Annotated in this window: 24 protein-coding genes; 9 read left to right on the top strand and 15 right to left on the bottom strand. The window is 61.8% G+C overall.

Annotation, left to right across the window (positions count from 1 at the left end; genetic code table 11):
* Nucleotides 1-3: 3 nt before the first annotated feature.
* A complete protein-coding gene (locus C4J91_RS12010) occupies nt 4-492 on the bottom strand; it encodes a DMT family transporter (protein WP_124362518.1) in 489 nt (162 codons plus the stop codon).
* Nucleotides 493-607: 115 nt separating this feature from the next.
* Here C4J91_RS12010 and C4J91_RS12005 point away from each other — a divergent pair, with 115 nt between their 5' ends.
* Nucleotides 608-1,540, top strand: coding sequence for a LysR family transcriptional regulator (locus C4J91_RS12005; protein ID WP_124362517.1), 933 nt, complete (start codon nt 608-610; stop codon nt 1,538-1,540).
* Between the two features lies 1 nt (nt 1,541).
* Here C4J91_RS12005 and C4J91_RS12000 read toward each other — a convergent pair whose 3' ends face one another.
* From C4J91_RS12000 to C4J91_RS11985, 4 genes are all read right to left on the bottom strand, one after another.
* Nucleotides 1,542-2,861 carry an Nramp family divalent metal transporter gene (locus C4J91_RS12000; RefSeq protein WP_124362516.1) on the bottom strand — a complete coding sequence of 440 codons (1,320 nt, stop codon included), beginning with the start codon at nt 2,859-2,861 and terminating at the stop codon, nt 1,542-1,544.
* A gap of 38 nt (nt 2,862-2,899) precedes the next feature.
* Nucleotides 2,900-4,456: a DUF726 domain-containing protein gene (locus tag C4J91_RS11995; RefSeq protein WP_124362515.1), complete on the bottom strand. Its 1,557-nt coding sequence runs from the start codon at nt 4,454-4,456 to the stop codon at nt 2,900-2,902.
* A gap of 94 nt (nt 4,457-4,550) precedes the next feature.
* The gene (locus C4J91_RS11990) at nt 4,551-4,856 is read right to left on the bottom strand and encodes an XRE family transcriptional regulator (RefSeq protein WP_124362514.1); all 306 of its coding nucleotides are present in this window, start codon (nt 4,854-4,856) and stop codon (nt 4,551-4,553) included.
* A complete protein-coding gene (locus tag C4J91_RS11985; RefSeq protein ID WP_124362513.1) occupies nt 4,849-5,214 on the bottom strand; it encodes a type II toxin-antitoxin system RelE/ParE family toxin in 366 nt (121 codons plus the stop codon). The genes C4J91_RS11990 and C4J91_RS11985 overlap by 8 nt, the downstream gene beginning before the upstream one ends.
* Before the next feature lie 280 nt (nt 5,215-5,494).
* Between C4J91_RS11985 and C4J91_RS11980 the strand changes: the two genes are divergently transcribed.
* The gene (locus C4J91_RS11980; RefSeq protein WP_124362512.1) at nt 5,495-7,303 is read left to right on the top strand and encodes a monovalent cation:proton antiporter-2 (CPA2) family protein; all 1,809 of its coding nucleotides are present in this window, start codon (nt 5,495-5,497) and stop codon (nt 7,301-7,303) included.
* Between the two features lie 72 nt (nt 7,304-7,375).
* A complete protein-coding gene (locus C4J91_RS11975) occupies nt 7,376-7,930 on the top strand; it encodes a hypothetical protein (protein ID WP_124362511.1) in 555 nt (184 codons plus the stop codon).
* 130 nt (nt 7,931-8,060) lie between these two features.
* Here the strand turns inward: C4J91_RS11975 and C4J91_RS11970 are convergent, their stop codons facing one another.
* The 6 genes from C4J91_RS11970 to C4J91_RS11945 form a co-directional block, all read right to left on the bottom strand.
* Nucleotides 8,061-8,780, bottom strand: coding sequence for an alpha/beta hydrolase (locus tag C4J91_RS11970; RefSeq protein ID WP_124362510.1), 720 nt, complete (start codon nt 8,778-8,780; stop codon nt 8,061-8,063).
* 12 nt (nt 8,781-8,792) lie between these two features.
* Nucleotides 8,793-9,548 (bottom strand): precorrin-6A synthase (deacetylating), encoded by a 756-nt coding sequence (gene cobF / locus C4J91_RS11965; RefSeq protein WP_124362509.1) that lies wholly within the window; start codon nt 9,546-9,548, stop codon nt 8,793-8,795.
* 45 nt (nt 9,549-9,593) lie between these two features.
* The gene (locus C4J91_RS11960; protein WP_124362508.1) at nt 9,594-10,148 is read right to left on the bottom strand and encodes a histidine phosphatase family protein; all 555 of its coding nucleotides are present in this window, start codon (nt 10,146-10,148) and stop codon (nt 9,594-9,596) included.
* 64 nt (nt 10,149-10,212) lie between these two features.
* Entirely contained in the window at nt 10,213-11,532 is a 1,320-nt protein-coding gene (locus C4J91_RS11955; protein WP_124362507.1) for an MFS transporter, read from the bottom strand.
* A gap of 33 nt (nt 11,533-11,565) precedes the next feature.
* A complete protein-coding gene (locus C4J91_RS11950) occupies nt 11,566-13,095 on the bottom strand; it encodes a class I adenylate-forming enzyme family protein (protein ID WP_124362506.1) in 1,530 nt (509 codons plus the stop codon).
* Between the two features lie 3 nt (nt 13,096-13,098).
* Entirely contained in the window at nt 13,099-14,277 is a 1,179-nt protein-coding gene (locus C4J91_RS11945) for an acetyl-CoA acetyltransferase (RefSeq protein WP_124362505.1), read from the bottom strand.
* A gap of 129 nt (nt 14,278-14,406) precedes the next feature.
* Here C4J91_RS11945 and C4J91_RS11940 point away from each other — a divergent pair, with 129 nt between their 5' ends.
* On the top strand, nt 14,407-14,979 hold the full coding sequence (locus C4J91_RS11940) for a PAS and helix-turn-helix domain-containing protein (RefSeq protein ID WP_124362504.1): 573 nt from the start codon (nt 14,407-14,409) through the stop codon (nt 14,977-14,979).
* Nucleotides 14,980-15,652: 673 nt separating this feature from the next.
* On the opposite strand, the gene C4J91_RS11930 is transcribed toward C4J91_RS11940, so the two are convergent.
* Both C4J91_RS11930 and C4J91_RS11925 read right to left on the bottom strand, forming a co-directional pair.
* A complete protein-coding gene (locus tag C4J91_RS11930; RefSeq protein WP_124362503.1) occupies nt 15,653-16,954 on the bottom strand; it encodes an IS4 family transposase in 1,302 nt (433 codons plus the stop codon).
* 188 nt (nt 16,955-17,142) lie between these two features.
* Nucleotides 17,143-18,210 (bottom strand): NAD(P)-dependent alcohol dehydrogenase, encoded by a 1,068-nt coding sequence (locus tag C4J91_RS11925; RefSeq protein ID WP_124362502.1) that lies wholly within the window; start codon nt 18,208-18,210, stop codon nt 17,143-17,145.
* A 147-nt stretch (nt 18,211-18,357) separates the two neighbouring features.
* Between C4J91_RS11925 and C4J91_RS11920 the strand changes: the two genes are divergently transcribed.
* The 3 genes from C4J91_RS11920 to C4J91_RS11910 all read left to right on the top strand — a co-directional run bounded on the left by C4J91_RS11920 (nt 18,358) and on the right by C4J91_RS11910 (nt 21,573).
* On the top strand, nt 18,358-19,254 hold the full coding sequence (locus tag C4J91_RS11920; RefSeq protein WP_124362501.1) for a VOC family protein: 897 nt from the start codon (nt 18,358-18,360) through the stop codon (nt 19,252-19,254).
* Nucleotides 19,251-20,642: an alginate export family protein gene (locus C4J91_RS11915; RefSeq protein WP_124362500.1), complete on the top strand. Its 1,392-nt coding sequence runs from the start codon at nt 19,251-19,253 to the stop codon at nt 20,640-20,642. Before C4J91_RS11920 ends, C4J91_RS11915 begins: the two co-directional genes overlap by 4 nt.
* 112 nt (nt 20,643-20,754) lie before the next feature.
* Nucleotides 20,755-21,573 carry an alpha/beta fold hydrolase gene (locus C4J91_RS11910; RefSeq protein ID WP_124362499.1) on the top strand — a complete coding sequence of 273 codons (819 nt, stop codon included), beginning with the start codon at nt 20,755-20,757 and terminating at the stop codon, nt 21,571-21,573.
* Nucleotides 21,574-21,689: 116 nt separating this feature from the next.
* On the opposite strand, the gene C4J91_RS11905 is transcribed toward C4J91_RS11910, so the two are convergent.
* Both C4J91_RS11905 and C4J91_RS11900 read right to left on the bottom strand, forming a co-directional pair.
* Nucleotides 21,690-22,076 (bottom strand): DoxX family protein, encoded by a 387-nt coding sequence (locus C4J91_RS11905; protein WP_124362498.1) that lies wholly within the window; start codon nt 22,074-22,076, stop codon nt 21,690-21,692.
* 80 nt (nt 22,077-22,156) lie between these two features.
* A complete protein-coding gene (locus C4J91_RS11900) occupies nt 22,157-23,032 on the bottom strand; it encodes a LysR family transcriptional regulator (protein ID WP_124362497.1) in 876 nt (291 codons plus the stop codon).
* Nucleotides 23,033-23,141: 109 nt separating this feature from the next.
* On the opposite strand from C4J91_RS11900, the gene C4J91_RS11895 reads away from it, so the two are divergent.
* Both C4J91_RS11895 and C4J91_RS11890 read left to right on the top strand, forming a co-directional pair.
* Nucleotides 23,142-24,371 (top strand): YbfB/YjiJ family MFS transporter, encoded by a 1,230-nt coding sequence (locus tag C4J91_RS11895; protein ID WP_124362496.1) that lies wholly within the window; start codon nt 23,142-23,144, stop codon nt 24,369-24,371.
* The gene (locus C4J91_RS11890; protein ID WP_124362495.1) at nt 24,368-25,366 is read left to right on the top strand and encodes an NAD(P)H-quinone oxidoreductase; all 999 of its coding nucleotides are present in this window, start codon (nt 24,368-24,370) and stop codon (nt 25,364-25,366) included. The genes C4J91_RS11895 and C4J91_RS11890 overlap by 4 nt, the downstream gene beginning before the upstream one ends.
* Nucleotides 25,367-25,439 lie beyond the last annotated feature (73 nt).

Below are 25,439 nucleotides of genomic sequence, written 5' to 3'. Positions count from 1 at the left end.
GCCTTACCCTCGTGCAATCAGAACAAGTGCCGCCACAATCAACGCCAGGGCTATCCAGCGCTCTACATTGACCCGCTTGCGCGCCGTGCCGAACCAACCGAAATGGTCGATCAGTACACTCTTGCCCACCTGCCCGGACAGGATCGCAATCATCGTCATTGCCACACCGATATGGGGCGTGGCCAGCGTCAGCACCACTACGTACATCGGCCCCAGGAAACCGCCGATCAACTGCCAGCGCGGCAGTTGCGTGAAGGCCGGGCCCTTTTGTGGGCCGCTGAACAGCAACAGCAAGAACAGGATCGCCGAGCCGACGCCAAAGATGCTCAAGGTCGCCCATAAATGCCCGACCTGCACACCCAATGGCCCCAGCAAACCGGCCTCGACCGACAGCCCCATGCCCGCGAGAATAACCAACGGCAACAACAGCAGCCGGAGAACGTTTCGCTTTGGCCGGGATTGCGCCGTACCCTCGATAGAATGTGCCTGCATACATCACCTGCGCTTGAAGAAGAAAACAGGCGTGCATTATCCAGTGGCTTGCCTGTGCGATAAATGGCAGCATGCAGACAACACCTTTGCGCAAAACGCACAGCCTGGAGTCATGATGCAGGGTTTGAATGAACTGAGTTTCAAGGCGCTGCGCCTGTTCGTCGCCGTGCTGGACCATGGCAGTTTTTCTGAGGTGGCACGCCGCGAAGGCCTTGCGCCCTCGTCCATTTCCCGGCAGATCCAGCTGATGGAACAAGCCCTCGGTCAGCAGCTGCTGTACCGCCACACCCGTGCCGTGAGCCCGACCGAAGCCGGACGCCTGCTCGGGCGACACGCGCGGCTGATGCTGGAGCAGTTGGAAACAGCGAGCCAGGCCCTGCAGGAACAAGACAGCGAACCCAGCGGACTGGTGCGCATCAATGCGCCCATGGTATTCGGCCAGCGTCATCTTTCGCCGTGGCTGGGGGAGCTGTGCCGGCGCTATCCGAAGCTGCAACTGGACATCCAGCAGACCGATACCTTCGTCGACCCGCTGCAGGACGGCACTGACCTGTTGTTTCGTATTGGCGTGCTCAATGATTCCAGCATGCAGGCGCGGATCTTCGCGCCGCAACGCTTTCGCCTCGCCGCCAGCCCCGCCTACCTGGCGCAGCACGGCACGCCGCGCCATCCCGACGAACTGGTCAACCACCAGTGCCTGGCCTACAAGGGCATAAAAGGCCAGGAGCGCTGGTTTTTCCGCCGCGACCACGGCGACTGGAGCGCCTACAGCGTCAAGGGCCCGATCACCGGCAACCACGCTGACACCCTGACCCACGCCGCCGAGCAGGGCCTGGGGCTGGTGGTGTTTCCTTCCTGGCTGATCGGTGAAGGCCTGCGCGCCGGCACCTTGCAAGCGGTGCTGACCGATTACGAAGTGGCGACCACCCTGGAGCCCCAGCAGATCGCGGCGTTGTGGCCGGGTAGCCGCAGGCTGTCGCTGAAGGTGCGCACGGTGATCGATTATTTTGTGGAATGTTTTGGGACGGTGCCGTATTGGGATCGATGAGTCAGAACACCCACTGCCCAATCAACCACGCATTCGCCCCACTGATCACCGCAAACAAAAACCACGCCAGCAACCGCGTCGGCAGCCGGTTGACGAACGGGCCCATCAGTTGTTTGTCGCCGGTCATGCGGATCAGCGGGTATAACGCGAAGGGCAACTGCAGGCTCAGCACCACCTGGCTGAGAATCAGCAGCTTGCCGATGGCGTCGTCGCCCATCAGCCACACGCCGAGGAACGCCGGGATCAGCGCCAGCCCACGGGTGATCAGGCGGCGCTGCCAGCAGGGGATGCGCAGGTTAAGGTAACCCTCCATGATCACCTGCCCGGCAATCGTACCGGTGAAGGTCGAACTCTGGCCCGAGGCCAGCAAGGCGATGCCGAACAGGATGCTGGCGAACGCACCGCCCACCAGCGGGTCGAGCAGATGGTAGGCGTCCTGGATCTCCACCACGTCGGTATGGCCCGTCTTGTAGAACGCTGCGGCGGCGAGCACCAGGATCGCCGCATTGACCAACAGGGCCAAGGCCAGGGAGCCAATGGTGTCGATGCGTGCAAGCTTGACCGCGTCCTGTTTGCTGGCCAGGTCCTTGCCGATCAGGCGGGTCTGCACAATCGAGGTGTGCAGGTAGAGGTTATGCGGCATCACGGTCGCACCGAGGATGCCGATGGCCAAGTACAGCGGCGCGGCGTCGCTGATGGCCGACAGCGAGGGCGTGAAGCCACTGAGCACGTCCGGCCAGTAGGGTTTGATCAGCACCAGTTCAATGAAGAAACACACACCGATGGTCGCGACCAACGCCAGCATGATCGCTTCCAGCCGGCGGAAACCGCGGTTCTGCAGGGCCAGGATCAACAGCGTGTCGAAGGCGGTGATGACGATCCCGGTGGTCAGCGATACACCCAGCAGCAGGTGAAATGCCAGGGCGCAGCCGAGCACTTCGGCGAGGTCGGTGGCGATGATGGAAATTTCCGCCAACACCCATTGGGTGCGCGCGGAGCGCTTGCTGTAGCGCTCGCGGCACAGTTGCGCCAGGTCTTTACCGGTGGCGATACCCAGCCGCGAGCACAGGCACTGCACCGCCATCCCCGCCAGGCTGGCCAGCAGCACCACGAATAACAGGCTATAGCCGTAGCGCGACCCGGCTTCGATGGCGGTCGCCCAGTTGCCGGGGTCCATGTAGCCGATGGAAATCAACAGGCCGGGGCCGGCGAACATCAGCGCACGTTTGAAGAACGACGCCTTGGGATCAACGACAACGGAGCCGGCCACTTCCGGCGGGCAGAAAGGGGCGGTAGCAATTTTCGGCAGGCTGAATTTCACGCGGGATCCCAGGCAAACACACAAGTCAGGGCGCCAGCTTAGCAGTCCGACGCGACGGTGCGCATCACCGTCTCCCGGGGCAGGTCAAATGCCTCAACCACCTGCACCACCAGGTCCAGCTCCTGGTTCAGCGCCTCACGTTCCAGGCGCTGGCGAATTACGCCGACCACCAACACCGCCAACGTAGTGATCGAATACGCTGGGCCGGAAAACGCCCGTACGCCGCTGACCAGCAACATCGCTGCCGCCAACGCCTGGCCAACCACCGGAATCGCCGTGGCGGCACCGCGGCGCAGCATAAACCCGGTGAGCCCCGCCAATGCCGTGCCGCTCAAGGCGGTGGTGGCCGTACGGCCCATGTCGAGACGCTTGAACACACCTTGCTCTTTTTGCATCGCGGCCTTGAGTTCGGCGTCGAACGCCTGTCGGTCGGCACCGCTGAGGTTGTCCTGATACTGCTTGAGGAGTTTTTCCGCGACCTGCGCTTCGATATCCGCCAGGGCCACGCTGGCCAGTGGCTCGTCGAACCTGATGCCTAAGCGTTGCGCCACCGCTTCGGCGATCTGGCGATAAGCCACGCCGTGGCCACGGGCCAGGTTCATGAAACTGTCGCCGCCCATGCGCTGCAACTCGATGGCGAGCTTGCGCGGTTCGCGTACGCTGGCATCAATCGAAGCACTGCGCTTTTGCGCCATCAGTTCGGCGAGAAACTTCAGCTCATCCGGGCGCGCCTGCATCAGCATCGGAAACAGATCGAGATCTTCTTCGGCAAAACGCGCTTCACTGCTGCGCAGGTCGGCGCGGATCAGGCCACGGCGTTCCTGCAGCAGGTCGGTGTACTGCACCACCGTACGCAACTGCGGCCAGTAGGCGGCATGGTCGAAACTGGCCAGATGCACGTTGGTGACCTTGGCCTTGAGCGCGGGCGTTACCGCAATCGCATAGCGGCCGATGCAACGCTCGGTATCCGGCTTCATCGCCAGTGCCCAGTCCTTGCTCGAGTAGCAATTGATCAGCCGTCCCTTGAGCGGTGCCGACACTGCCTCCCAAGGGGTAGACGTACAGATCGCCCCGCCCATCAGCAGCACATTATTCAATGGCAGTTCATGGGCGGTTTCAGGGCTGGCCAGCACACTCTTGACCAGGATCCGGGCGCCGAGGGAGTGGCCGATCAGGTTGATCTGCCGCACCTGGAGCGATTCGGCGTGCAGGTAGCTCGCCAGCTCGGGCAGCAAGGTCCTGGCCACTTCATCGACCCGCGCCTCGACACTTTTGTAATGGTCGAGAAAATACGCGATCGCCTTGCCCACACCCACCGTCGCCGCGCCCAGGCCACCGCCGCCGAGCATCGAAGCGATCACCTCCTTGAACGGGGCAAACAGGTTTTCCAGGAAGTGCCCCGCCGGCCAGAACAACATCAGGTTGGTCGAGCCTTCAATGCCGGCCAGTTGTTCCTTGAAGCCGGCCAACTGCTGCTGGCTGAAAAACGCCGAATAACCGTGCACATAGAGATTGAGCACGTCCCCCTGAGGCTCGCCACACAGGACGAACGTAGGCTTGCGGGTGCGGTGCATTTCATCCCACTGCTGTTGCATGGGCCGGTGACTCCTGGTGACAAGGGGCGGCCATGGTAACAAAGAGCCAATCAAGCCGAGATGAAAACCACAGGCATCGCGACGCCGGACTGGTTCAGCGAGCGAAGTTGTCGATTTTTACCTGGCCATCGGGAAACGTCGCGATAATTTCCAGCTCTCCCCCCATCGCACGTATGTAGTCGCGCAATGTGCTGATGTACATATCGGTGCGACGCTCCATTTTCGAGACCGCCGCCTGATTGATATTCAACGCCTTGGCCAGACTTTCCTGGCTCAGTTGCTGCGCCTTGCGCAGCTCATGCAGGGGCATCTCTCTCAGATGCTGTTGAAAAAGCTGCTCGGCATCGGCACGCGACTCGGGAGTCATGCGCGCCTTGAGATCAGCGAATTTTTTAGCCATGGGTAAGGCCCTCTTTGCGCAATGTTTTCAAATGGATGTCATACAGCTTTTCCGCCACCGGTACGTGCACGTCGTACCAACGATGCTGTGCGGTTTTATCGCCACCTATCAGCAGGACTGCGCAGCGCCGGGGATCAAAGGCATACAGCACCCGATAGGGACGACCTGCGTGCTGTATACGCAGTTCGCGCAGATTGCCGTGGCGAGAGCCCTTGATATCGCTGCTGTGGGGAAAGCCAAGCCCCGGGCCGAGCAGGCCCAGCAGATCCACGCTGGCAGCGACCGAAGATTGCTCCTTCTCACCCAAGTTGCCCCACCACTCGCCGAATTCATCCGTGTATTCAATGTCCCATACCATGCAAATATGCCACCCAAGGAATATAAACTCAAGAGCATGAATTTAGGTACAGAGGTGACGAGTCTGCCAGCCGAGCATTGGGAGAAAGTGTTTGTAGATTCTTCAGCTTCCACGAAAAGCAAACATCCGTAGCCGCCGAAATCCGCCAGATAACAGCCACATTCATTGACCTCTGCATCAAAAATACAAGTTTCAAAATGTGAAAACACGCTCTAATAGGGCCCTTTCCCTCGCCCTTGAAAGCGTCAGCATCTGATTCAAGCAAACAATGGAGTTCGCAATGCCCCATGAAGGCAACCTGTTACAAGCAGCCGTGGTGTTCCTGTTCGCCGCCGTGCTGGCCGTGCCGTTGGCCAAGCGTCTGCAACTGGGCGCGGTGCTGGGCTATCTGTTCGCCGGGGTGATCATCGGCCCCTCGGTGCTGGGCCTGATCGGCAACCCGCAAAGCGTGGCGCAGTTCTCTGAACTGGGCGTGGTGCTGTTGCTGTTTATCATCGGCCTGGAGCTTTCGCCCAAACGGTTATGGGTGATGCGCAAGGCGGTATTCGGTGTCGGCCTGGCCCAGGTGCTGCTGACCGGGCTGGTGATGGGCGTGGTGGCGCTGTGGCTGTTTGGCCAGTCCTGGAACAGCGCGATTGTGCTGGGCCTGGGCCTGGCGCTGTCCTCCACCGCGTTTGGCCTGCAAAGCCTGGCCGAGCGCAAGGAGCTCAACCAACCCCATGGGCGCCTGGCCTTCGCGATCCTGTTGTTCCAGGACATCGCGGCGATCCCGTTGATTGCCATGGTGCCGCTGCTGGCCGGCAGCGATCATCCGACCAGCGAAGCCCAGGGCGTGCAACACGTCTTGCAAATCCTCGGTAGCATTGCCGTGGTGATCATCGGCGGGCGCTACCTGCTGCGTCCGGTGTTTCGTATCGTCGCCAAGACCGGCCTGCGTGAAGTCTCCACCGCCACCGCGCTGCTGGTGGTGATCGGCACCGCCTGGCTGATGGAGCTGGTGGGCGTGTCCATGGCCCTCGGCGCGTTCCTCGCCGGGCTGCTGCTGGCGGACTCGGAATACCGCCACGAACTGGAATCCCAGATCGAACCGTTCAAGGGCCTGCTGCTGGGGCTGTTTTTTATCAGCGTGGGCATGGGCGCCAACCTCAGCCTGCTGCTCAGCACACCGCTGGTGGTGATCGGGCTGACCTTGCTGTTGATCGGTTTGAAACTGCCACTGCTTTACGCCGTGGGGCGCATGGTGGGCGAACTCAATCGTGAAAGCGCCCTGCGCCTGGGCGTGGTGTTGGCGGCGGGAGGTGAGTTCGCCTTCGTGGTGTTCAAGATCGGCCGCGACCAGGGCCTGTTCGAACCGCACCTTTACGATGTGCTGGTGTTGACCATCACCCTGTCCATGGCCGTGACCCCGCTGCTGCTGTTGGTGTGCCCGAAGCTGTTCAAGTCCAAGGCCAAGCCGGTGGACGTGCCCGAGGAGTACCGCGCTATCGAAGGCGACGCGCCGCGTGTGGTGATTGCCGGCATGGGCCGGATGGGCCAGATCGTTGCGCGAATCCTGCGCGCACAGAACATCTCGTTCATCGCCCTCGACACCTCGGTGGAAACCATCGAACTGACCCGCAGTTTTGGCGGTATGCCGGTGTTCTACGGTGACCCGCAACGCCCGGAAATCCTCCACGCGGCCAAGGTCGACCAGGCGGAGTTCTTTGTGATCGCCATGGATGATCCGCAGATCAACATCAAGACCGCCGAACTGGTGCGCAACCTCTACCCACACATGAAGATCATCGCCCGCGCGCGTAACCGCCAGCACGTTCACCGCTTGGTGGACCTGGACGCCTCACCGGTGCGTGAAACCTTTTACTCAAGCCTGGAGATGAGCCGCCGTACCCTGGTCGGCCTTGGTCTGAGCCAGGCCCAGGCCGACGCGCGCATCGACCGCTTCAGGGCCCACGACCAGCAAGTCCTCGCCGCCCAGCATGCGGTGTACGACGATGCGGCCAAAGTCATGCAGACCGCCCAGGAAGCCCGTGCAGAACTGGCGCGCTTGTTTGAGATGGACCGGCTTCAGGAAGAGTCCGACAAGGTGTGAGGCTGCAGATGAACGATATTGCGAATTTTCTGACAGAATACGCCGCAATTTCGTTCATCTCTGGAGCGCTTCATGGCCACCTTCACCAAGACTGCAGTGCTGCTGGCCCTCGCGCTTACCGCCAGCAGCGTGTTCGCCGCCGCCAAACCGGCCACGCAAACGCTCTCCACCCTGGGCGGCAAGTTCACCTTCAGCCTGCCCAAGGCCTACACCGCCGACGCCCTGCCCTCCGGCAAGGCTGAAGACGGCACCGCCGATACCCAAGGCACCCTGTACGCCAACGCAACCACGAAAAGTGTGGTGATCGTCGCCGAAACCGTGCGTAACGATGGGGTGTCAATCCAGGACAACGACGCCAAATTTCTCGATGGCGCCGTGAGCGATTTCGTCAAGAACCAGAGCGCCGCCCTGCCCGACTTCAAGAAACTCGGCGAGAAAAAACTGACCTTCAAGGGCCTTGGCCTGCGCCAGGTCGACAGCACCGCCACCCAAGGCGGCGGCAAGACCCTGAACTCCACGTTCCTGGCTGGCTCGGGCAATCACCTGCTGGTGATCCAAGCGATTTCGCGAGCGGATGATGTGAAGGGGCATGCCGCGCTGGTGAAGCAGATTACTGGTGGCAAGTAAGCCAACCTCCCAAGCGACATAAAACCAATGTGGGAGGGGGCTTGCTCCCGATAGCGGTGAATCAGTCGATACATCTGTGACTGAAATACCGCCATCGGGAGCAAGCCCCCTCCCACATTTTTTACGGTGTTTACCGCAGGCTCTTCTCCAGCCAAGCCTTCAGGTCCTGGATTTCCGCCTCGCTGATTGTATGGTTCATCCCCGGATACCCGTGAAACTGCGGCTTCAAGCCAATCCCTTCCAGCACCTCGTTGGCCCGCGTTCCGGAAACATAAGGCAGCGCCTGATCCAACGTGCCATGGCCGATAAAGATCGCCAGCTTGTCCAACGCTTCATTCGGCTTGAGCTCGGCCTTGAGCACCGGCAACACGCTGCCGCTCAGGGCCGCTATACCACGCAGCAGCTCGGGCCTGCGCAAGCCCACCTCATAGGACATGATCGCCCCCTGGCTGAACCCGACCAGAAACACACGATCACTCTGGGTGTGGTACTTGGCGGTGGCCTTGGCCACAAAGTCTTCGAGCAGCCTGGCGCTGCTTTGCAGATCAGCCGTCACCCCATCGTAATCACCGTCACCGGGGGTCTTGGTAAACCAGCGATAGCCATGCGGCTCCACCGGCATCGGCGCGCGCACCGACAGGTAGGTCCAGGTGGAAGGCAGCGCATCCTTGATACCGAACAGGTCTTCCTCGTTGCTACCAAAGCCATGCAGGAAAATCACCAGCGGTTGGTTGCGTGCATCGCCCTGGGTTTGCTCCAGGTACGACAACGGCAGGTCGGTATGCAGATCGGAGTCCGCATGGGCGACACCGGCCAGCAAGGCCAGCGCGAGAGCGAGCAGTTTGAGCATGGGGTCTATCCCTCAGGGTTTGCGCAACAAATAGGTGTCCATGATCCAGCCATTGGCGAGTCGCGCGGCCTTGCGCGCCCGTTGGATTTCGTCCGCGACCTCGCTAACTTTGCCGCTGATCAGGATTTCATCCGGCGTGCCCAGGTAGGCGCCCCAATAGATATCCAGGTCCTGATCCGCCACGCTGCGGTAGGAATCTTCGGCATCGAGCATCACCACCAGGGTGTCGGCATCACTCGCCTGCCCCGCCGCCAGGCGGCGCCCGGTGGTGATTTCAATGGACTTGCCGATACGGTTCAACGCCACCTTATGCTGGGCCGCCAGGGCCTGCACGCTGGTAATACCGGGAATCACCTCAAACTCGAATGCACAGCGCCCCTCGGCAAGGATCGCCTGCAAAATGCGGATAGTACTGTCGTACAACGCCGGGTCACCCCAGGCCAGAAACGCCCCCACTTCGCCGTCGGCCATGTCCTCGTTGATCATGCGCTCGAAGGTCTGCTGCTTGTCGCGGTTGAGGTCGCGAACGGCGGTGGTGTAGTCGATATCACCGCGCACGCGCTCGGGGCAGTCGGCCTCGACGAAGCGGTAGCCGGGCCTGGTGATGTAGGTTTCGCAGATTTCACGGCGCAGGTCGATCAGCTTGTCCTTGCTCTGGCCCTTGTCCATCAGGAAAAACACGTCGGTGCGGTTCAGCGCTTTCACGGCCTGCATCGTGATGTAGTCAGGGTTGCCGGCGCCAATGCCGATGATCAGGATGCGTTTCATGGGTTGCTCTCATTGCGGGGCGTGGATTTTGCCATGATCGTGGGCTCAGGCATAAGTTTCCAGGCGCAGGCGCCAGACCGCGTTGAAGCGCAGCTCGGTGCGCGACAGTGGTTCTACGTCGATCCGGTAGAACATTGAGGCCGGGTACTGCATGACGTACAACAGCGCGGCACGGATCACAAAGGGGTGGGTCACCGCCAGCACATGACCGGGCTGGCTTTCCAAGGCCTTCATCCACTGCCCGACCCGCGTGCACAGTTGCACCACCGATTCGCCGCCATGGGGCGCATGGGCGCTGTCGGTGAGCCAGGCGTTGAGTTCAGCACTATCGAGCGCGCGCAGGGCCTGGCCTTTCCAGTGCCCAAGGTCGACGTCGCGCAGGGCCGGCTCGATGCGCGGCTGTTCGCCGAACAAACCCGCCGTCTGCCGGGTTCGCGTCTCCGGCCCGCACAGCAGGCACGCAGGCTTGGGATAGTGGCCTGCCAACGACAACGCCGCGCCCTGCCAGTCCATGACCAGCGACTCGTCATCGGCAAAGCGCGCCTGTTTTTGCGACGGCGTGGCCGCATGGCAGATCAGGGTCAAACGGGTAGCCTGCACGCGATTCATTCCGAAGGGATGAGGCTGCCAAGCCTGGCGCAGTCAGCGCGCCGATGCAACGCCCTCAGGCCAATGCCGCTCCCCCAGGCACCGCCGCCGGGCTGGCGCTGGCCACAAAGTCCTCCTTGCGCAGCACCACTAGGGCAATCAACGACACCACCCCGGTCGCCACGTAGAAGTACCAGGGCGAGGTGATGTCGCCGGTCACCTTGATCAGCCAGGTGGAGATCAGCGGCGCGCTGCCGCCGAACACCGCCACCGGCACGTTGTACGCCACGGCGATCCCGGTGGAGCGGATGCGTGTGGGCAGCAGTTCGCTCATCAGCGCATAGGTGGACGACGCATAGAGGCCGAACAGAATCGCCACCGCCATCAACGGCGCAAAGAACGTCGCCGGCGTTGCGGTCGGGGCCATCTTGAACAGCCAGAACATCGCCAGGGTCGCCAGCGTGCCGACCACCATCAGGAACGGCTTGCGCCCGTATTTATCGGTGAATGCGCCACCGAACGGCATGACGAAGGCCGCCGAGAAACTGGCGACGAACACATAGAGCAAGGTGGTGCCGCTGTCGAACTTGAGAATCTTGGCCATGTAGGTCGAGGCGAAAGTCAGGACCAGGTAAAAGATCGAGCTGTGCAAGGTGATGATGAAGAACACCAGGGCGATGGCACGCTTCCACTGCCAGACCTCGCGCAGGGGCGCACGGGAAGTTTGCCCGGCGCGTTGCAAGGCCAGGAACTCAGGGCTGTCTTCAAGCTTGAGGCGGATGTACATGGAGATGAAGCCCAGGGGCGCGGCGATCAGGAACGGCACGCGCCAGGCCCATTCCTGCATGACCTCGGCGCCCAGCACCCAGGTCATGCCGTTGGCCACAGCGCCGCCCAGCAGCAGGCCGAGCACCGCGGTGACCATCAGCCAGCAGGTGGCAAAGCCGCGTCGGCCAGGGCCGGCGTATTCGGAAATGAAGCTGGTCACCGTGCCGATTTCACCGCCCGCCGAGAAACCTTGCACGCAGCGCACCAGGATCAGCAGGATCGGGGCGACGATGCCGAGGGTGGCGTAGGTCGGTAGCAGGCCCAGCATTACCGTGGAGCCGGTCATCATCACCAGCGCCATGATCAGGGTTTTACGCCGGCCGATCTTGTCCGCCAGCGGGCCGAAGAACAGCCCGCCCAACGGGCGGATGAAGAAGCTCAGGGCGAACGCGGCAAAACTGGCCAGCAGGCTGGTAGTGGGGTCGTCGGAAACGAAGAACGCCTGGCCGATATACACGGCAAGAAAGCCGTAGACGCCGTAGTCATACCACTCGATCAAGTGGCCGGAGGTGGCACCGAGAAACGCGCGGCGGCGTTTGCGGACGGTGTCTTGCGCGTGATTGCCCATCGGGGGGACTCCTTGTCTGTTGGTCGATCCGTGCTAAAGCGCGGCGATAGTCGCTGCTTTCAACCACTGCCGCAAGTCGGTCTTGAGGACCTTGCCGTAGCTGTTCTTGGGCAAATCGCTGCGCCACACATATTTTTTCGGTTTTTTGAACGAGGCCATGCGCGCCACAAACCATGCCGTGAGCTCGCCTTCGTCGAGGGGCTCGCCGCTGCGCGTCACCACGAACGCCACCACCGACTCGCCCCATTGCTGGTCCGGCTCGCCCACCACGCACACTTCGAAGACCTCGGGATGCTGGGCCAGCACCTCCTCGACTTCGCGTGGGTATACATTGCTGCCGCCGCTGATGATCACGTCCTTGGAGCGATCCGTGAGAGTCAGGTAGCCGGCGGGGTCGAGAAAGCCGATATCACCGGTGAGCAGCCAACCCTCAAACAAGGTGTCGCTGGTGGCCTGCGAATTGCGCCAATAGCCTTGCATCACCGTGGCGCCGCGCACCGCGATCTCACCGCGCTCGCCGGTTGGCAACGGTCGGTGGCGGGCATCGAGAATGCGGATTTCCACGCAGGCTTGCGCGTAGCCTACGGACGCGGCCAGGGTCGCCCAGTCGCCGCGCTGGCGATCGGCGATCAGCCCACGGGGCAACACGCTGATAGTCATCGGGCTCTCGCCCTGGCCGTAGATCTGCACCAGGCGGGGGCCGAACGTGTCGACGGCGTCGCGCAAGTCGGCCAGGTACATCGGGCCGCCGCCGTAGACGATGGTCTTGATGCCTTCGCCGTGATAGCCCTGTTGCCGTGCCTGCTCGACCATGCGCTTGACCATGGTCGGTGCGGCAAACAGTGAAACGCTGCCCAGCTCTGTCGCCAGCCCGAACAACTCGGCGGCGTCAAAACCGTTGGACGCCGGCACCACATGCCGCGCGCCGCAGCGTACGTGAATAAAGTTGTAGAGCCCGGCGCCATGGGACATCGGCGCGGCGTACAGCGCGGCATCGTCGGCGCTGACCGGATCGACGTCGGTGGCGTAGCACAACGACATGGCGATCAGGTTGCCATGGGACAGCATCACCCCCTTGGAACGCCCGGTGGTACCGGAGGTGTAGAACAGCCAGGCGAGGTCGTTGTCCTGGCGTGGTACCGGTTGCTCCAGGGTTGGCCAGCCCTGGTTCGGCGGGAGCACGTGACCGTCGAGTTCCGTGCAGCGCGCAGGCAAATCCCGCGATGAAAACACCCGCCCGCCATCGGTAAAGATCAAGCGTGCTTCGGCGTTATCCGCGATCCAGGCCGCCTCGGTCGGGTGCAGCTTGGCATTGATCGGTACCGCCACCGCGCCCATCCACCAGATGGCGTAGAGCAACTCCAGATAGTCGCAGCTGTTTTTCATCAGCACCGCCACCGCGTCCCCTGGCTGCAAGCCGTGCTGGTCGACCAGGTGCGCGGCGCGCTGGCGCACATGGGCGGCGAAGGTGGCGTAGTCGGCCACTTGCCGGGCGCCGTCGAACAGTGCCGGGCGTTGCGGGTCGCGACGCTGGGTGTCGTGCAACCAATTGGCAATGTTCATGGTTCAGTACCGACGCGCGTGCAGGACCGAAGCGTAGTTGGCCACCGCCATACCGCCCATGTTGAATACCAGGCCGAACTCCGCGTTGGGCACCGCCAGGCCAATCGGCTCGCCGGTCAGTTGCCGGAATGCCAGGGCATGCATCGAAACGCCGGTCGCGCCGACGGGATGGCCCTTGGCCTTGAGCCCACCGGAAAGGTTCACCGGCAAACGCCCGCCCGCACGCACCACGCCGCTGTCGAGCACACGGTGCCCCTCGCCCTTGGGCGCCAGGCCCATGGCTTCGTAGATCAGCAGTTCGGCGATGGTGAAGCAATCATGCACCTCGGCGAAGCTCAGGTCGGCCAGGGTCACATTCGCCCCGCGCAGCGCCGAATGAATCGCCCGCTGCGGGCCTTCAAACGCCAGGATGTCGCGCTGGGCGATGGGCAATGTGTCGTTGACCTGGGTCATCGCGCGAATCTGCACATCGCGGCGAAACGCCCGCGCACGCTTGGGCGACGCCAGCACAATCGCCGCAGCGCCATCACTGATCAGCGAGCAATCGGTGAGGCGCAGCGACTCGGCCACGAACGGGTTGCTCTGGGACACGTTATTGCAGTGCTCGAAATTCATCTCGCGGTGCATCTGCGCCAACGGGTTGACCATGGCATTGGAGTGGTTCTTGGTGGCAATCGCTGCCATCGAGCCCAGCGGGCAATGGTAGCGCTCGGCGTATTGGCGAGCGGCGCGGCCGAACAACTGCGGGAAACTCAGGCCGGCTTCGGCCGCATCGTTCTGGTAACCAGCGCCGGCCAGCGCCTGGGTGACGGCGGCCGTGGAGGTATGGGTCATTTTCTCGGCCCCCACCACCAGCACCAATTCGGCGCTGCCGGAGAGAATCGCATTGACGCCGGCCTGGATCGCCGCCGAACCGGATGCACAGGCGTTCTCACAGCGTGTGGCCGGCTTGAAGCGCAGCCCGGGGTCGGCCTGCAGCAACAACGACGCGGCAAACCCATCCGGCACCAGCCCGGAATTGAAATGGCCGAGGAACAGCGCGTCGATTTGCGCCGCATCGAGGGCAGCATCGCTCAAGGCCTCACGCGTGACCTGAACAATCAGATCTTCCAGCGTGGTACCTTCCAAGCGACCAAAACGCGAATGACCAGCGGCAACGATAGACACGCAATCAGCAGGCATAATCAATTTCTTCTGTTCTTGAACCGGACTTTCCCTACAATGACCCACCTCTGGTCGCGGGCCAATTCGTGTAACTACTTACATGGATAAGTAGTCCGCCAATCAGTTGAATAACGAGGCAGGATGCCCATGACTGTGATTACCCCGCCATTCCAGAACCTTGAACGCCTGGCGTTCAAGCTGTCCCCCGCGCCGCAGCTGGTCACCAGCAACCGCGTGATCATCGACTGCAACGACGCGTTCCTGAACCTGTTCGGCTACACCCACGCGACGTTGGTCAATCAATTGACCCTGCTGATCTACCCGTCCCAGGCCGACTACCACGCCATTGGCAAGCGCAGCCATGAGTGGTTGCTCGACAGCGACAGCGGTTTTTATTCCGACGAGCGCTTCATGCAGCATCGCAATGGCGAAGTGTTCTGGGCCAGGTCCCATGGCTACACGCTCACGCCCAGGGATCCGTTCAAGTTGATGATCTGGCACTTCGAACGGCTGGACCGCACCCATCAAGGCACGGGCGACCTTACGCCGCGGGAGCGGGAGATTGCCATGCACATCGTCAATGGGCTCAAGTCCAAAGAGATTGCGCTGCGATTGGGGATTTCGCATCGGACGGTGGAGGTGCATCGGGCGCGGTTGATGAGGAAGTTGCAGGCCAAGACGGTGGTGGAGTTGGTGTCGAAGATCATCATGGTGGCTTGAGGTTGGCCGGGATTTTTTTGGAATTGGCCGAGTACATATCCGTTATTTAGGTAACGGCGGCTTAGGGTTCCGCCCTGACGGCGGGTCACTTTGGAAAAGCCCCAAAGTAACCAAAAGGCTCTTGCCCCACCACTCGGCACCTCGCCTAGGCTCGGTGTGCCCGTAATCCGACAGTGATTTGGGGGGCCGCCGCCACGCGCCATCCATGGCGCGGGGCGGCTAAACCGGCGTCCTGCCGGTTTACCCCCCAAATCCCTATCGAATTCCGGCCAGCGTGGTTTAACGGGGCGCTTAAGATCAAAAGCAAAATCAAAAACAAAGCGAGGCGGCCTTAAAGCCGACCTGGTCATTGAAGCGTGCGCGGTGTCGCTTCTACTTCCTTAGACGCTGACGAAGTCAGCAATCTTTTGATCTGGCTCTTGCTCTTGCTTTGGATCTTGATCTCAGTCGCCCCGTCAACCACGCTGGCCGAACGCAGGTTTGAATCCGTGGGTAACCCGGCAGGACGCCGGGTTAGCCGCCCTGCGCCATGGATGGCGCATGGCGGCGGCCCACGGATTCAAGCCTGCGTTCGGGCACACCGAGCCCAGGCGAGGTGCCGAGTGGTGGGGCGAGGACCTTTTGGTTACTTTTGGGTCCTTCCAAAAGTGACCCGCTGTAAGAGCCAGCCCTTTCAAGGTCTTTTGATTTTAGCGGCCTTGAGCACCCGATCCGTCGACACATGGGCATTCGCGGCTTTGCCTTCCAGCCATTCCTTGGGTTTAGGCACCTTCGGCCCTCGCTTGCTCTTGACGACCGCTTTGGGCTGGATATTTCGAGCAAGTGCAAGCAGATATTGAGCCAGCCCCGCTGCGGGGATAGGGATGGATAAATATTCTGGCAAGGCTATTTGCATTCCCTCGTAACCGCTGCGTACCTGCACCGTCAGGTGGAAAATCGATGCCTCCCAATCGTCGGGCAAAGTTTGGCGATGAGCTTGTTCGACGCTGCGTTTGAGCACGGCCAGAACGTTGTAAGCCAGCACGGCCGATGCAAATCCCAACAGGGCTGCCTTAGGGTTGCCCAAGGTTTCGATTTCACTGTCCAACACCGCTTCCAGGCGCTGGAACATCCCTTCGATGCTCCAACGACGGCGGTACAAATCGGCGATTTGCTCAGCACTGATAGAGTCGGGCAAGTTGCTCCAGAACAGCAGCGTGGTGTCGCCGGATTCGGTGGGGTTTTGCAGGCTCAGTTCGACTCGCCGCCACTGGCGTCCACCTTTTACTTCGATGATTTGCTCACGCACGCTGCCTGCCGCGACCGCAACAGGCAGCTGCCAGTCGCTTTCCTTAAGCAGGCGTGGATGTTTGCTCTGTTCGCGAATGATGAACGAGGCCCCGGTATCTTCGCAGGCCTCCATGACTGGGAGCGTGCAGTAGAGTCGATCAGCCATCCACAGTTGCCCCGCGTTGGCCTTTTCCAGCAACGGCAGCACGCTGACGCGTTCGCTGGCATAGGCATCTTCACAAGGCTGAAGATCAACGACCTGGTCCAGATCGGGGTCGTAAACCACAACGGAAAAACCAGGCCGGGCGGCGCCTCGTTCACGGCGCAAAGCGCCCAGACGCTTTTCGCTGGAAGGCAGGTGGTTACCGTCAACGACCCGTAGTTGCCAGCCAGGCAAAATGGCTGTGTGCCCCAGTTCTTTTATCGTCGGTGCCAAACGCTCTGCGCTACCGGTAACCAGGGCGCGCAGTAGCGCAGGCTCTGTACGACTGACCTTGTCATACAGCGCCGCCAAGCTGACAGGAAGATCTTCCATCTGTCGCGCGGCGGCATGCAGCGAAGGTCGCAAACCCAATGAAACAAGGGACATCAGTTCAACGATGGTTGAAAACAAAAGCTCTCGTGGGTACTGCCGCTGACGGTGCTCTTCGAACACCTGGTCGACCCACTCAGCAGGAACAGCCTGCTCCAATACCACTCTGGTCATGACACTGGTCGGTGCTTTTTTCTCAAACCGCGCTAGAACCTCTGCCCACATCGCTTTCGTCACCCTGATCGGAGTTTTGCGGGATTTTATCAAAGACCTTGAAAGGGCTGGCTGTAAGAGCGGAACCGCCAGCAGCCACGACCTAAATAACGGATATGTACCCGGTCACCCCCACCCCAGCACAGTCATCAGGCCGTCTGACTTTCCTTCTTCAAACTCTCCATATCAATCACAAACCGATACTTCACATCCCCCTTGAGCATTCGCTCATACGCCTCGTTGATCCCCTGGATATCAATCATCTCAATATCAGAAACAATCCCGTGCTTGGCACAAAAATCCAACATCTCCTGGGTCTCCTGAATCCCACCAATCAACGACCCCGCCAAACTGCGCCGCTTGAAAATCAGGTTGAATACCGCAGGCGACGGATGCGGACTGTCCGGCGCACCCACCAGCGTCATCGTGCCATCACGCTTGAGCAAGCTGATAAAAGCATCAAGGTCATGGGGCGCAGCCACCGTATTGAGGATAAAGTCCAGGCTGTTGACCACCTTGGCCATCTCATCGGCATTCTTCGACACCACCACCTGATCAGCACCCAAACGCAACCCATCCTCACGCTTGTTCGGTGAAGTGGTGAACAACGTCACATGTGCCCCCATGGCGTGGGCAATCTTCACCGCCATATGCCCAAGCCCGCCAAGCCCGACCACCCCAACCTTCTTGCCCGGCCCGACCTTCCAGTGGTGCAGCGGCGAATAGGTGGTAATCCCGGCACACAGCAACGGCGCTACCGCCGCCAGGTTCGAATCATCGTGGGAGATGCGCAGCACGAACTGCTGCTTGACCACGATGTTGTCCGAATAGCCGCCGTAGGTGTTCTCGCCACCGAACAGCGGGCCGTTATAGGTGCCGGTAAAGCCGTTCTCGCAATACTGCTCCTCGCCCTCGGCACAGGATGCGCACTGCTGGCAGCTGTCGACCATACAACCGACACCCGCCAGGTCACCCACCTTGAATGTCTTCACATTGGCGCCGACCGCCGTCACACGGCCGACGATTTCATGACCGGGCACCGACGGGTACAGGGTGTTGTTCCACTCGTTGCGGGCGGTGTGCAGGTCGGAATGGCATACCCCGCAATAAAGAATCTCGATCTGTACGTCATCCGCGCCGGGGGCGCGGCGCTCGAAGGTAAAGGGCTTGAGCGAATCCTTGGAGTCCCGAGCGGCATAGCTGTAAGTCTTGGCCATTTCGTTCACCTGTGTGATCTGACGGAAGAGTTCGGTGGACACGCCTGGCCGCTGAAACGTTCAACCGAGCACGTCCATACAATTCCCAATGGCGCCTGCCCCCTAACCTCACGGCTTTCGAACCCGTAGAAGCGCTGGAGAATGGGCATGCGTAACAAAGCAATCAAGGTATCCGTAGCATTGACGCTGTTGGCAAGCGCCATGATAAACAGCGCTTTGGCGGCCACCCCAAGCGTCGCCGTGGCGCCGCAATACGACACCAGCCACGTGTATGTCGCGCCGGCCGATGTCGACCGTTTCGCCCAGAGTTTCCTGGCTACCTTCGGCGGCAAAAGCACGCCCCAAGTGGTGGTGAATGTGCTGCCGGTGCCGAGCAGCACTACTTCGCAATTGCTGCAGACCCCGGCGGGCACGGTCTCGTTGTTCGGCTTCACCACGCCCGTGCCGCACCCGTTCGGTCAGGAACGCAACGGCTATCTGGTCAAGGACATGGACATAGCCCTCAAGGCGGCGCGGGACAATGGCGCCGATGTGATCGTCAGCGATTTTCCCGACCCCATCGGCCGTGATGCCGTGGTGCAGTGGCCGGGCGGCGTTAACATGCAGCTCTACTGGCACACCAAGGCCCCGGACTACGCGGCGTTCGAGGCGGTTCCGGAGAACCGCGTGTATGTGTCCAATGACAGCGCCGAGCGCTTTATCAAGGCGTTCCTCGGCTTCTCCCACGGCAACATAGTGAACGACGACAAGCACGCCCCCGCCGCTGATGTCGGCCAAGCGGGCGGCGAGTACCGTCGGGTCGAGATCGAGTCAGCCTTCGGGCGCATGGCGGTGCTGGTCACCAATGGCCATCTGCCCTACCCGTTCGGCCACGACACCACCGGCTATCAAGTCAGCGACCTGGCCACCACCCTCGGCAAGGCCAGCGGGTCTGGCGCCAAGGTGCTGGTGCCGGCGTTCGACAGCAAAGGCCGGCGCAGTGCAGTGGTCGAATTCCCCGGCGGTTATGTGGCGGAAATTCACCAGCTCACCGCGAAAAAATGATCCGTCATACAGGCTGGAGCCTGGCCGTGCTGTGGCCGCTGCTCGTCGGCAGCGTCCACGCCGACGACCCACCGAGCCGCCCGGCGATCAAGGCCAATCGCTGGCAGGAAGACTGGTCGGTGCTCAAGGACCCGGCGCTGCGCACGCAGCCGCTGGACACCCTCAAGTACATCCCGCTGTCGGGCGCCAACCCGTACACCTACCTGTCCCTGGGCGCGACCTTGCGCGAGCGTTTCGAGATGAATGACGCCAGCGGTTTCGGCGTGAAGGACGTGGCCCGTGATCGCTACCTGATCCAACGCTTCCAGGTTCATGCCGACCTGCATTTGAATGAACACTGGCGCGTGTTCACCCAGCTCGAAGACGTGCGCGCCTATGACAAAACCACCCTGGGCGGCGCCGATCAGAACCGCGTGGATTTGCGCTTGGCCTTCGCCGAATACGTGAACACCTTCAGCAGCGGCACGTTCAAGAGCCGTATCGGTCGCCAGGATTTTGCCTTCGACTTGCAGCGCTTCATTTCGTCACGGGACGGCCCGAATGTGCGGCAGTCGTTCGATGCGTTGTGGGCCGACTGGGAAACGCCAAACTGGCGCTTTATCGGGATCGCCAGCCAACCGGTGCAGTACCAGGATGGCCGGCATTTCGACGATAAGTCCAACAGTGACGCGCGTTTTCATATGCTGCGGGTCGAGCGCCTGGTGAGCGGCACGAATGAGCTGTCGGCCTACTACGGCGTGTATGAGCGCAGCGCGGCGCACTATCTGGACGCCGATGGCGACGAAACGCGCCAGCTGTTGGATGCGCGCCTGGGTGGCGCGGCCCAGGGCTTCGACTGGGACATCGAAGCCATGCTGCAAGGCGGCTCGGTGGGCAACAAAGACATTCGCGCCTGGGCCGGCGGCAGCCGCACCGGCTACACCTTCGACAGCCTGGCGTGGAAGCCGCGCCTGGGCCTGCAACTGGACATCGCCTCGGGCGATCGCAAAACCGGTGACGGCACCGTCGGCACCTTCAACCCGCTGTTTCCCAACGGCTACTACTTCTCCCTGGCGGGCTATACCGGCTACAGCAACCTGATTCACGTCAAGCCATCGATCACCGTCAAGCCTATCGCCAAGCTCAGCGTGCAAACCGCCATCGGCTTGCTGTGGCGGCAAACCACGGCGGATGCGGTCTACACCCAGCCCAGCGTGCCGGTCGCCGGCACTGCGGGCCAGGGTGAACGCTGGACCGGTGCCTACGGTCAGCTGAGAACCGACTACGCCTTCACGCCGAACCTGAGCGGCGCGGTCGAAGCCGTGCACTACGCGGTCGGCCAGACCCTGCGTGATGCCGGCGGGCACGACAGCAACTACCTGGGCATGGAGCTCAAGTTCAGTTGGTAATTGAGGCAAGCACACCGATACAAGCCCGGCTTGGTTTTTTGGCGCAGGCTTTTCGCGATGTAACAAGGCGGATTTTTTACCCAGTCTTTTCATGCAGACACAGGAGTTTCAGATGAGCACATTCGTTGCCAAAGACGGTACCCAGATCTACTTCAAGGACTGGGGCAGCGGCAAACCCGTGCTGTTCAGCCACGGCTGGCCGCTGGATGCCGACATGTGGGAATACCAGATGGAATACCTGAGCAGCCGTGGCTTTCGCACAATCGCGTTCGACCGCCGAGGCTTTGGCCGCTCTGACCAGCCGTGGACCGGCAACGATTACGACACCTTCGCCGACGACATCGCCCAGTTGATCGACCACCTGGACCTCAACGACGTGACCCTGGTGGGCTTCTCCATGGGTGGCGGTGATGTGGCCCGCTATATCGCGCGCCATGGCAGCGCGCGGGTCGCCGGGCTGGTATTGCTGGGTGCGGTGACGCCGATCTTCGGGCAGAAAGCCGATTACCCGCAGGGCGTGCCCAACGACGTCTTCGATGGCATCAAGGCCGGCCTGTTGAAGGACCGCGCGCAATTCATCAGCGATTTCAACACGCCGTTCTTTGGCCTCAACAAGGGCCAGAAAGTCTCGGAGGGCGTGCTCACCCAGACCCTGCAGATCGCGCTGCAAGCCTCGCTGAAAGCCACCGTGGATTGCGTCACCGCGTTCTCCCAGACCGACTTCCGCCCGGACATGGCCAAAATTGACGTGCCGACCCTGGTCATCCACGGTGACGGTGACCAGATCGTGCCGTTCGAAACCACTGGCAAAGTTGCCGCCCAGATGATCGAGGGCGCGCAACTGAAGGTGTACAAAGATGCGCCCCACGGGTTTGCCGCCACCCACACCCAGCAGCTCAATGAAGACCTGCTGGCCTTCCTGAACCGCTGAGTAACCCCTGTGGGAGGGGGCTTGCTCCCGATAGCGGTGGTTCAGTCAGCGTACTGATAACTGACCCACCGCTATTGGGAGCAAGCCCCCTCCCACAGTTGAATCACCTTTACTATTCAGGCAAGTCGCTGCCCCAGTCTCAGACTCCCCGGCCCCGCAATCAGGATGCTGGTGAAGATAATCATCAACAGCCAGCCAAACTGCCCTTCGAACAGCGTCCATTCCGGATGCACCACCAGCAGCGCGATCACCAGCACCGCCAGGATCGGCAGGCATGCCAAGCGCGTCCACACCCCCGCGATGATCAGCAGCGGGCACAGCACCTCGGCAAATATGGCCAGCAGCAAGGTGAGCGGCGCGCCCAGGTGAAACGGGTCTTCGATCAGCTTCAACTGGTCGCTGTAGTTGAGCAGTTTCGGCAATCCATGCACCCACAGCAAAAACAGCGCCCCGCTGACCCGCAGGAACAACAGCCCGATATCTTGTTTCTTGGTTTCGTTCATATGCCACCTGTGTCCGTCGAAATGACCGACCGCCAGTGTGGCCCTGGCCGCGACGATGGGCTTGCAGGCGTGTGCTGACCTTAGACCGGTGACACTGAAAAACCCGCGACGATTTCATCGATCACCACCCGCACCCGTGCGGTATGACGCAGGTCGGCGTGGGTTACCAGCCAGACGTCATAGGGCAACGGTCGCGTGCGCTGCGGCCACAGGCGGACCAGGCCGTCGCGTTCGCCGGTGTACACAGGAATCTCGCCGATGCCGATGCCAGCGGCAATCGCGCGGCGTACCAGCAGGCTGGAGCTCAACGCTGCCACAATCCGCCCGCGCCCCAACGGTTCGCAGAGCAGCGTCAAGTCTTTCTGGCTTTGCAGGTAGGGTTGATACACCACCAGGTCATGGCCTTCGAACAGGCTGCCGGGTTCCGGCACGCCGTGGCGATCGATATAGGACTGCGCCGCGAACAGCCCCACCGGCCAGCGGGCGATGCGCCGGGCGATCAGGTCCGGATTGTCCGGGCGGATGTTACGCACGGCGATATCGGTTTCACGCTTGGCCAGGCTGAGGAACTGGGTCGAGGCGTCCAACTGCACGCGCACGTCCGGGTGCTGCTCATGCAGACGCGCGATGGCCGGGATCAGGAAGTCGATGGCCAACGAGTCGGTGGTGCTGACGCGCACGGTGCCGGTGAGACGCTCATCCAGCCCTTGTATCTGGCGCTGCAACTCCAGGGCCGAACGCTCCATTTTTTCCACCGAAAGCAACGCGGCTTCGCCGACGGCGGTCAAGGCATAGCCCTCGGAAGTGCGCAGGAACAACGTCGCGCCGAGGGATTTTTCCAAGGCGTTGATCCGCCGCCCGACCGTGGCCTGGTCCACGCCCAGCACCCGAGCCGCGCCACGTAATGTGGTTTCCCGGCAAACCGCGAGGAACACTCGCGCATCGTCCCAATTCATCACTACCCCCACTGCATAAACGCATCAACGCGCCGCAAATTCGCTGCATTATTGCATCAGCAAACCTGGCTATGCTGACCGCCACAGAAAAATATCCAGGACCGCCATCATGCTGCACACACAGGTTTCATCCCGAAACGCCGTCTGGTTACCGATCTTTGCCGGGCTCTGCGCTAGCCTGGTCAGCATCGGCCTGGCGCGCTTTGCCTATACGCCGTTGATCCCCTCGCTGATCCAGGCCCAGTGGTTTTCCGCCAGCGACGTGGTCTACCTCGGCGCCGCGAACCTGGTGGGTTACCTGGTGGGCGCGCTGATCGGACGGCCCATCGCCCGAGCGACTTCCAACAAAACGGCGCTGCGCCTGATGATGGTGGCAGTGACCCTGGCGTTTTTCGCCTGTGGCTATCCGTTGTCGGTGCTGTGGTTCTTCGCCTGGCGCTTGCTGTCGGGCATCGCCGGCGGCGCGATCATGGTGTTGGTGGCGGCGACCGTGCTGCCGCATGTTCCGGCCCCGCGTCGTGGCGTGGCCAGTGGTGCGATCTTCCTCGGCATCGGCTTGGGTATCGCCGGCTCCGGCACAATCGTGCCGCCGTTGTTGAGTCTGGGCCTGCAGCAGACCTGGTTCGGCCTGGGCCTGCTGGCCCTGGTGCTGACCGCCGCCAGTTGGTTCGCCTGGCCCAACGGCACGCTGCAGGAGGCAACGCCGCCAACGGCTAAAGCGCCGACACCGGCAGCGGTGTACCTGCTGTTCGCGCAATACGCCTTCATGGCGGCGGGCCTGGTGCCGGCCATGGTGTTCCTGGTGGATTACGTGGCACGCGGCTTGGGTGCCGGGGCGCATGTCGGGGCGAGGGTCTGGGTGATGTATGGCCTGGGCGCCATCGTCGGGCCGGTGACCTACGGATTTTTTGCCGACACCCTCGGTGCCCGCTTGAGTATTCGCGTCGTGCTGGTGATACAGGCGATTGCATTGGGCTCGCTGGCGGTCTCCAGCTCGTTCGTGGCCCTTGCCGTATTGGCGCTGATCCTCGGCTCGTTCCCGCCGGGCATTGTGCCGCTGGCGCTGGCGCGAATCCACGAACTGATCCCCGAGCATCACCCCCAGCAAATCGCCTGGAGCCGGGCGACAGTGTCTTTTGCCACCTTCCAGGCGCTCGCCGGCTTTGCCTACTCGGCGCTGTTCAATGGCAGTGGCGGCCAGCATGGGCTGTTGTTCCTGATCGCGGCTGGCGCCATTGTGGTTGCACTGTTGCTGGAAGCGGGCATGATCTGGCTGAACCGTCGACCGCTCGCCACGGTCCCAACCCATACGCTCATCGTCACAGGAACCCCTTCATGACCCTGCCTCAAGAAATGACCCTGATCGAAATCACCGCCCCCGGCGGCCCCGAAGTGCTGCAACCGCGACGTGCAGACGTACCGGTGGCCGGCCCGGGCGAGATCCTGATTCGCGTGCATGCGGCCGGGGTCAACCGCCCCGACGCCTTGCAGCGGGCCGGCAAGTACCCGATGAAACCCGGCATGAGCCCGATTCCCGGCCTGGAAGTGGCCGGTGAAGTGGTGGCGCTGGGTGAAGGCGTGGATCAATTCGCGCTCGGCGATAAGGTCTGCGCCCTGACCAATGGCGGCGGCTATGCGCAGTTCTGCGCGGTACCGGCCAGCCAGGCGCTGCCGATTCCCGAAGGCATGGACTGGATTCAAGCCGCTGCCGTGCCGGAAACCTTCTTCACCGTCTGGGCCAACCTGTTTGGTCTGGGCGGCGCCTGCAGCGGCGAACGCGCCTTGATCCACGGCGGCACCAGCGGCATCGGCACTACCGCCTTGATGCTCTGCCAGGAATTCGGTATCCAGGCCTTCGCCACCGCTGGCAGCGCCGAAAAATGCGCAGCAATTGCCAAGCTCGGCGCGCAGCCGATCAATTATCGCGAGGAAGATTTTGCCCAGGTCATCGCCGAGAAGACCGCCGGCCAGGGCGTTGATGTGATCCTCGACATCATGGGGGCCTCCTACCTCAACAACAACCTCAAGGCCCTGGGCATGGACGGCCATTTGGTGATGCTGGGCTTTCTCGGTGGCGGCAAGGCCAATGATGTGGACCTGTTGACCATTCTCGGCAAACGCGCGGTGATCACCGGTTCGCTATTGCGCGCCCGCACCCGCGAAGAAAAGGCCGCGATTGCCGAGCAGTTGCGTGAACATATCTGGCCGGTGCTGAGCGAGGGGCGCTGCCTGCCGATCATCGACAAGGTGTATGAATACACTGACGCCGCCCAGGCCCACGCCCGCATGGAAGGCGGGGACCATATCGGCAAGATTGTGTTGCGCGTCGAATAAACCCTTCACGCCCCTGTGGCGAGGGAGCTTGCTCCCGCTGGAGGGCGAAGCCCTCCCCTACAGGGGTAACGCT

Origin of the sequence: Pseudomonas sp. R3-52-08, from assembly GCF_003851745.1 — a bacterium.
Lineage (GTDB): Bacteria > Pseudomonadota > Gammaproteobacteria > Pseudomonadales > Pseudomonadaceae > Aquipseudomonas.
This window is presented reverse-complemented; position numbering and strand designations above follow the sequence as displayed.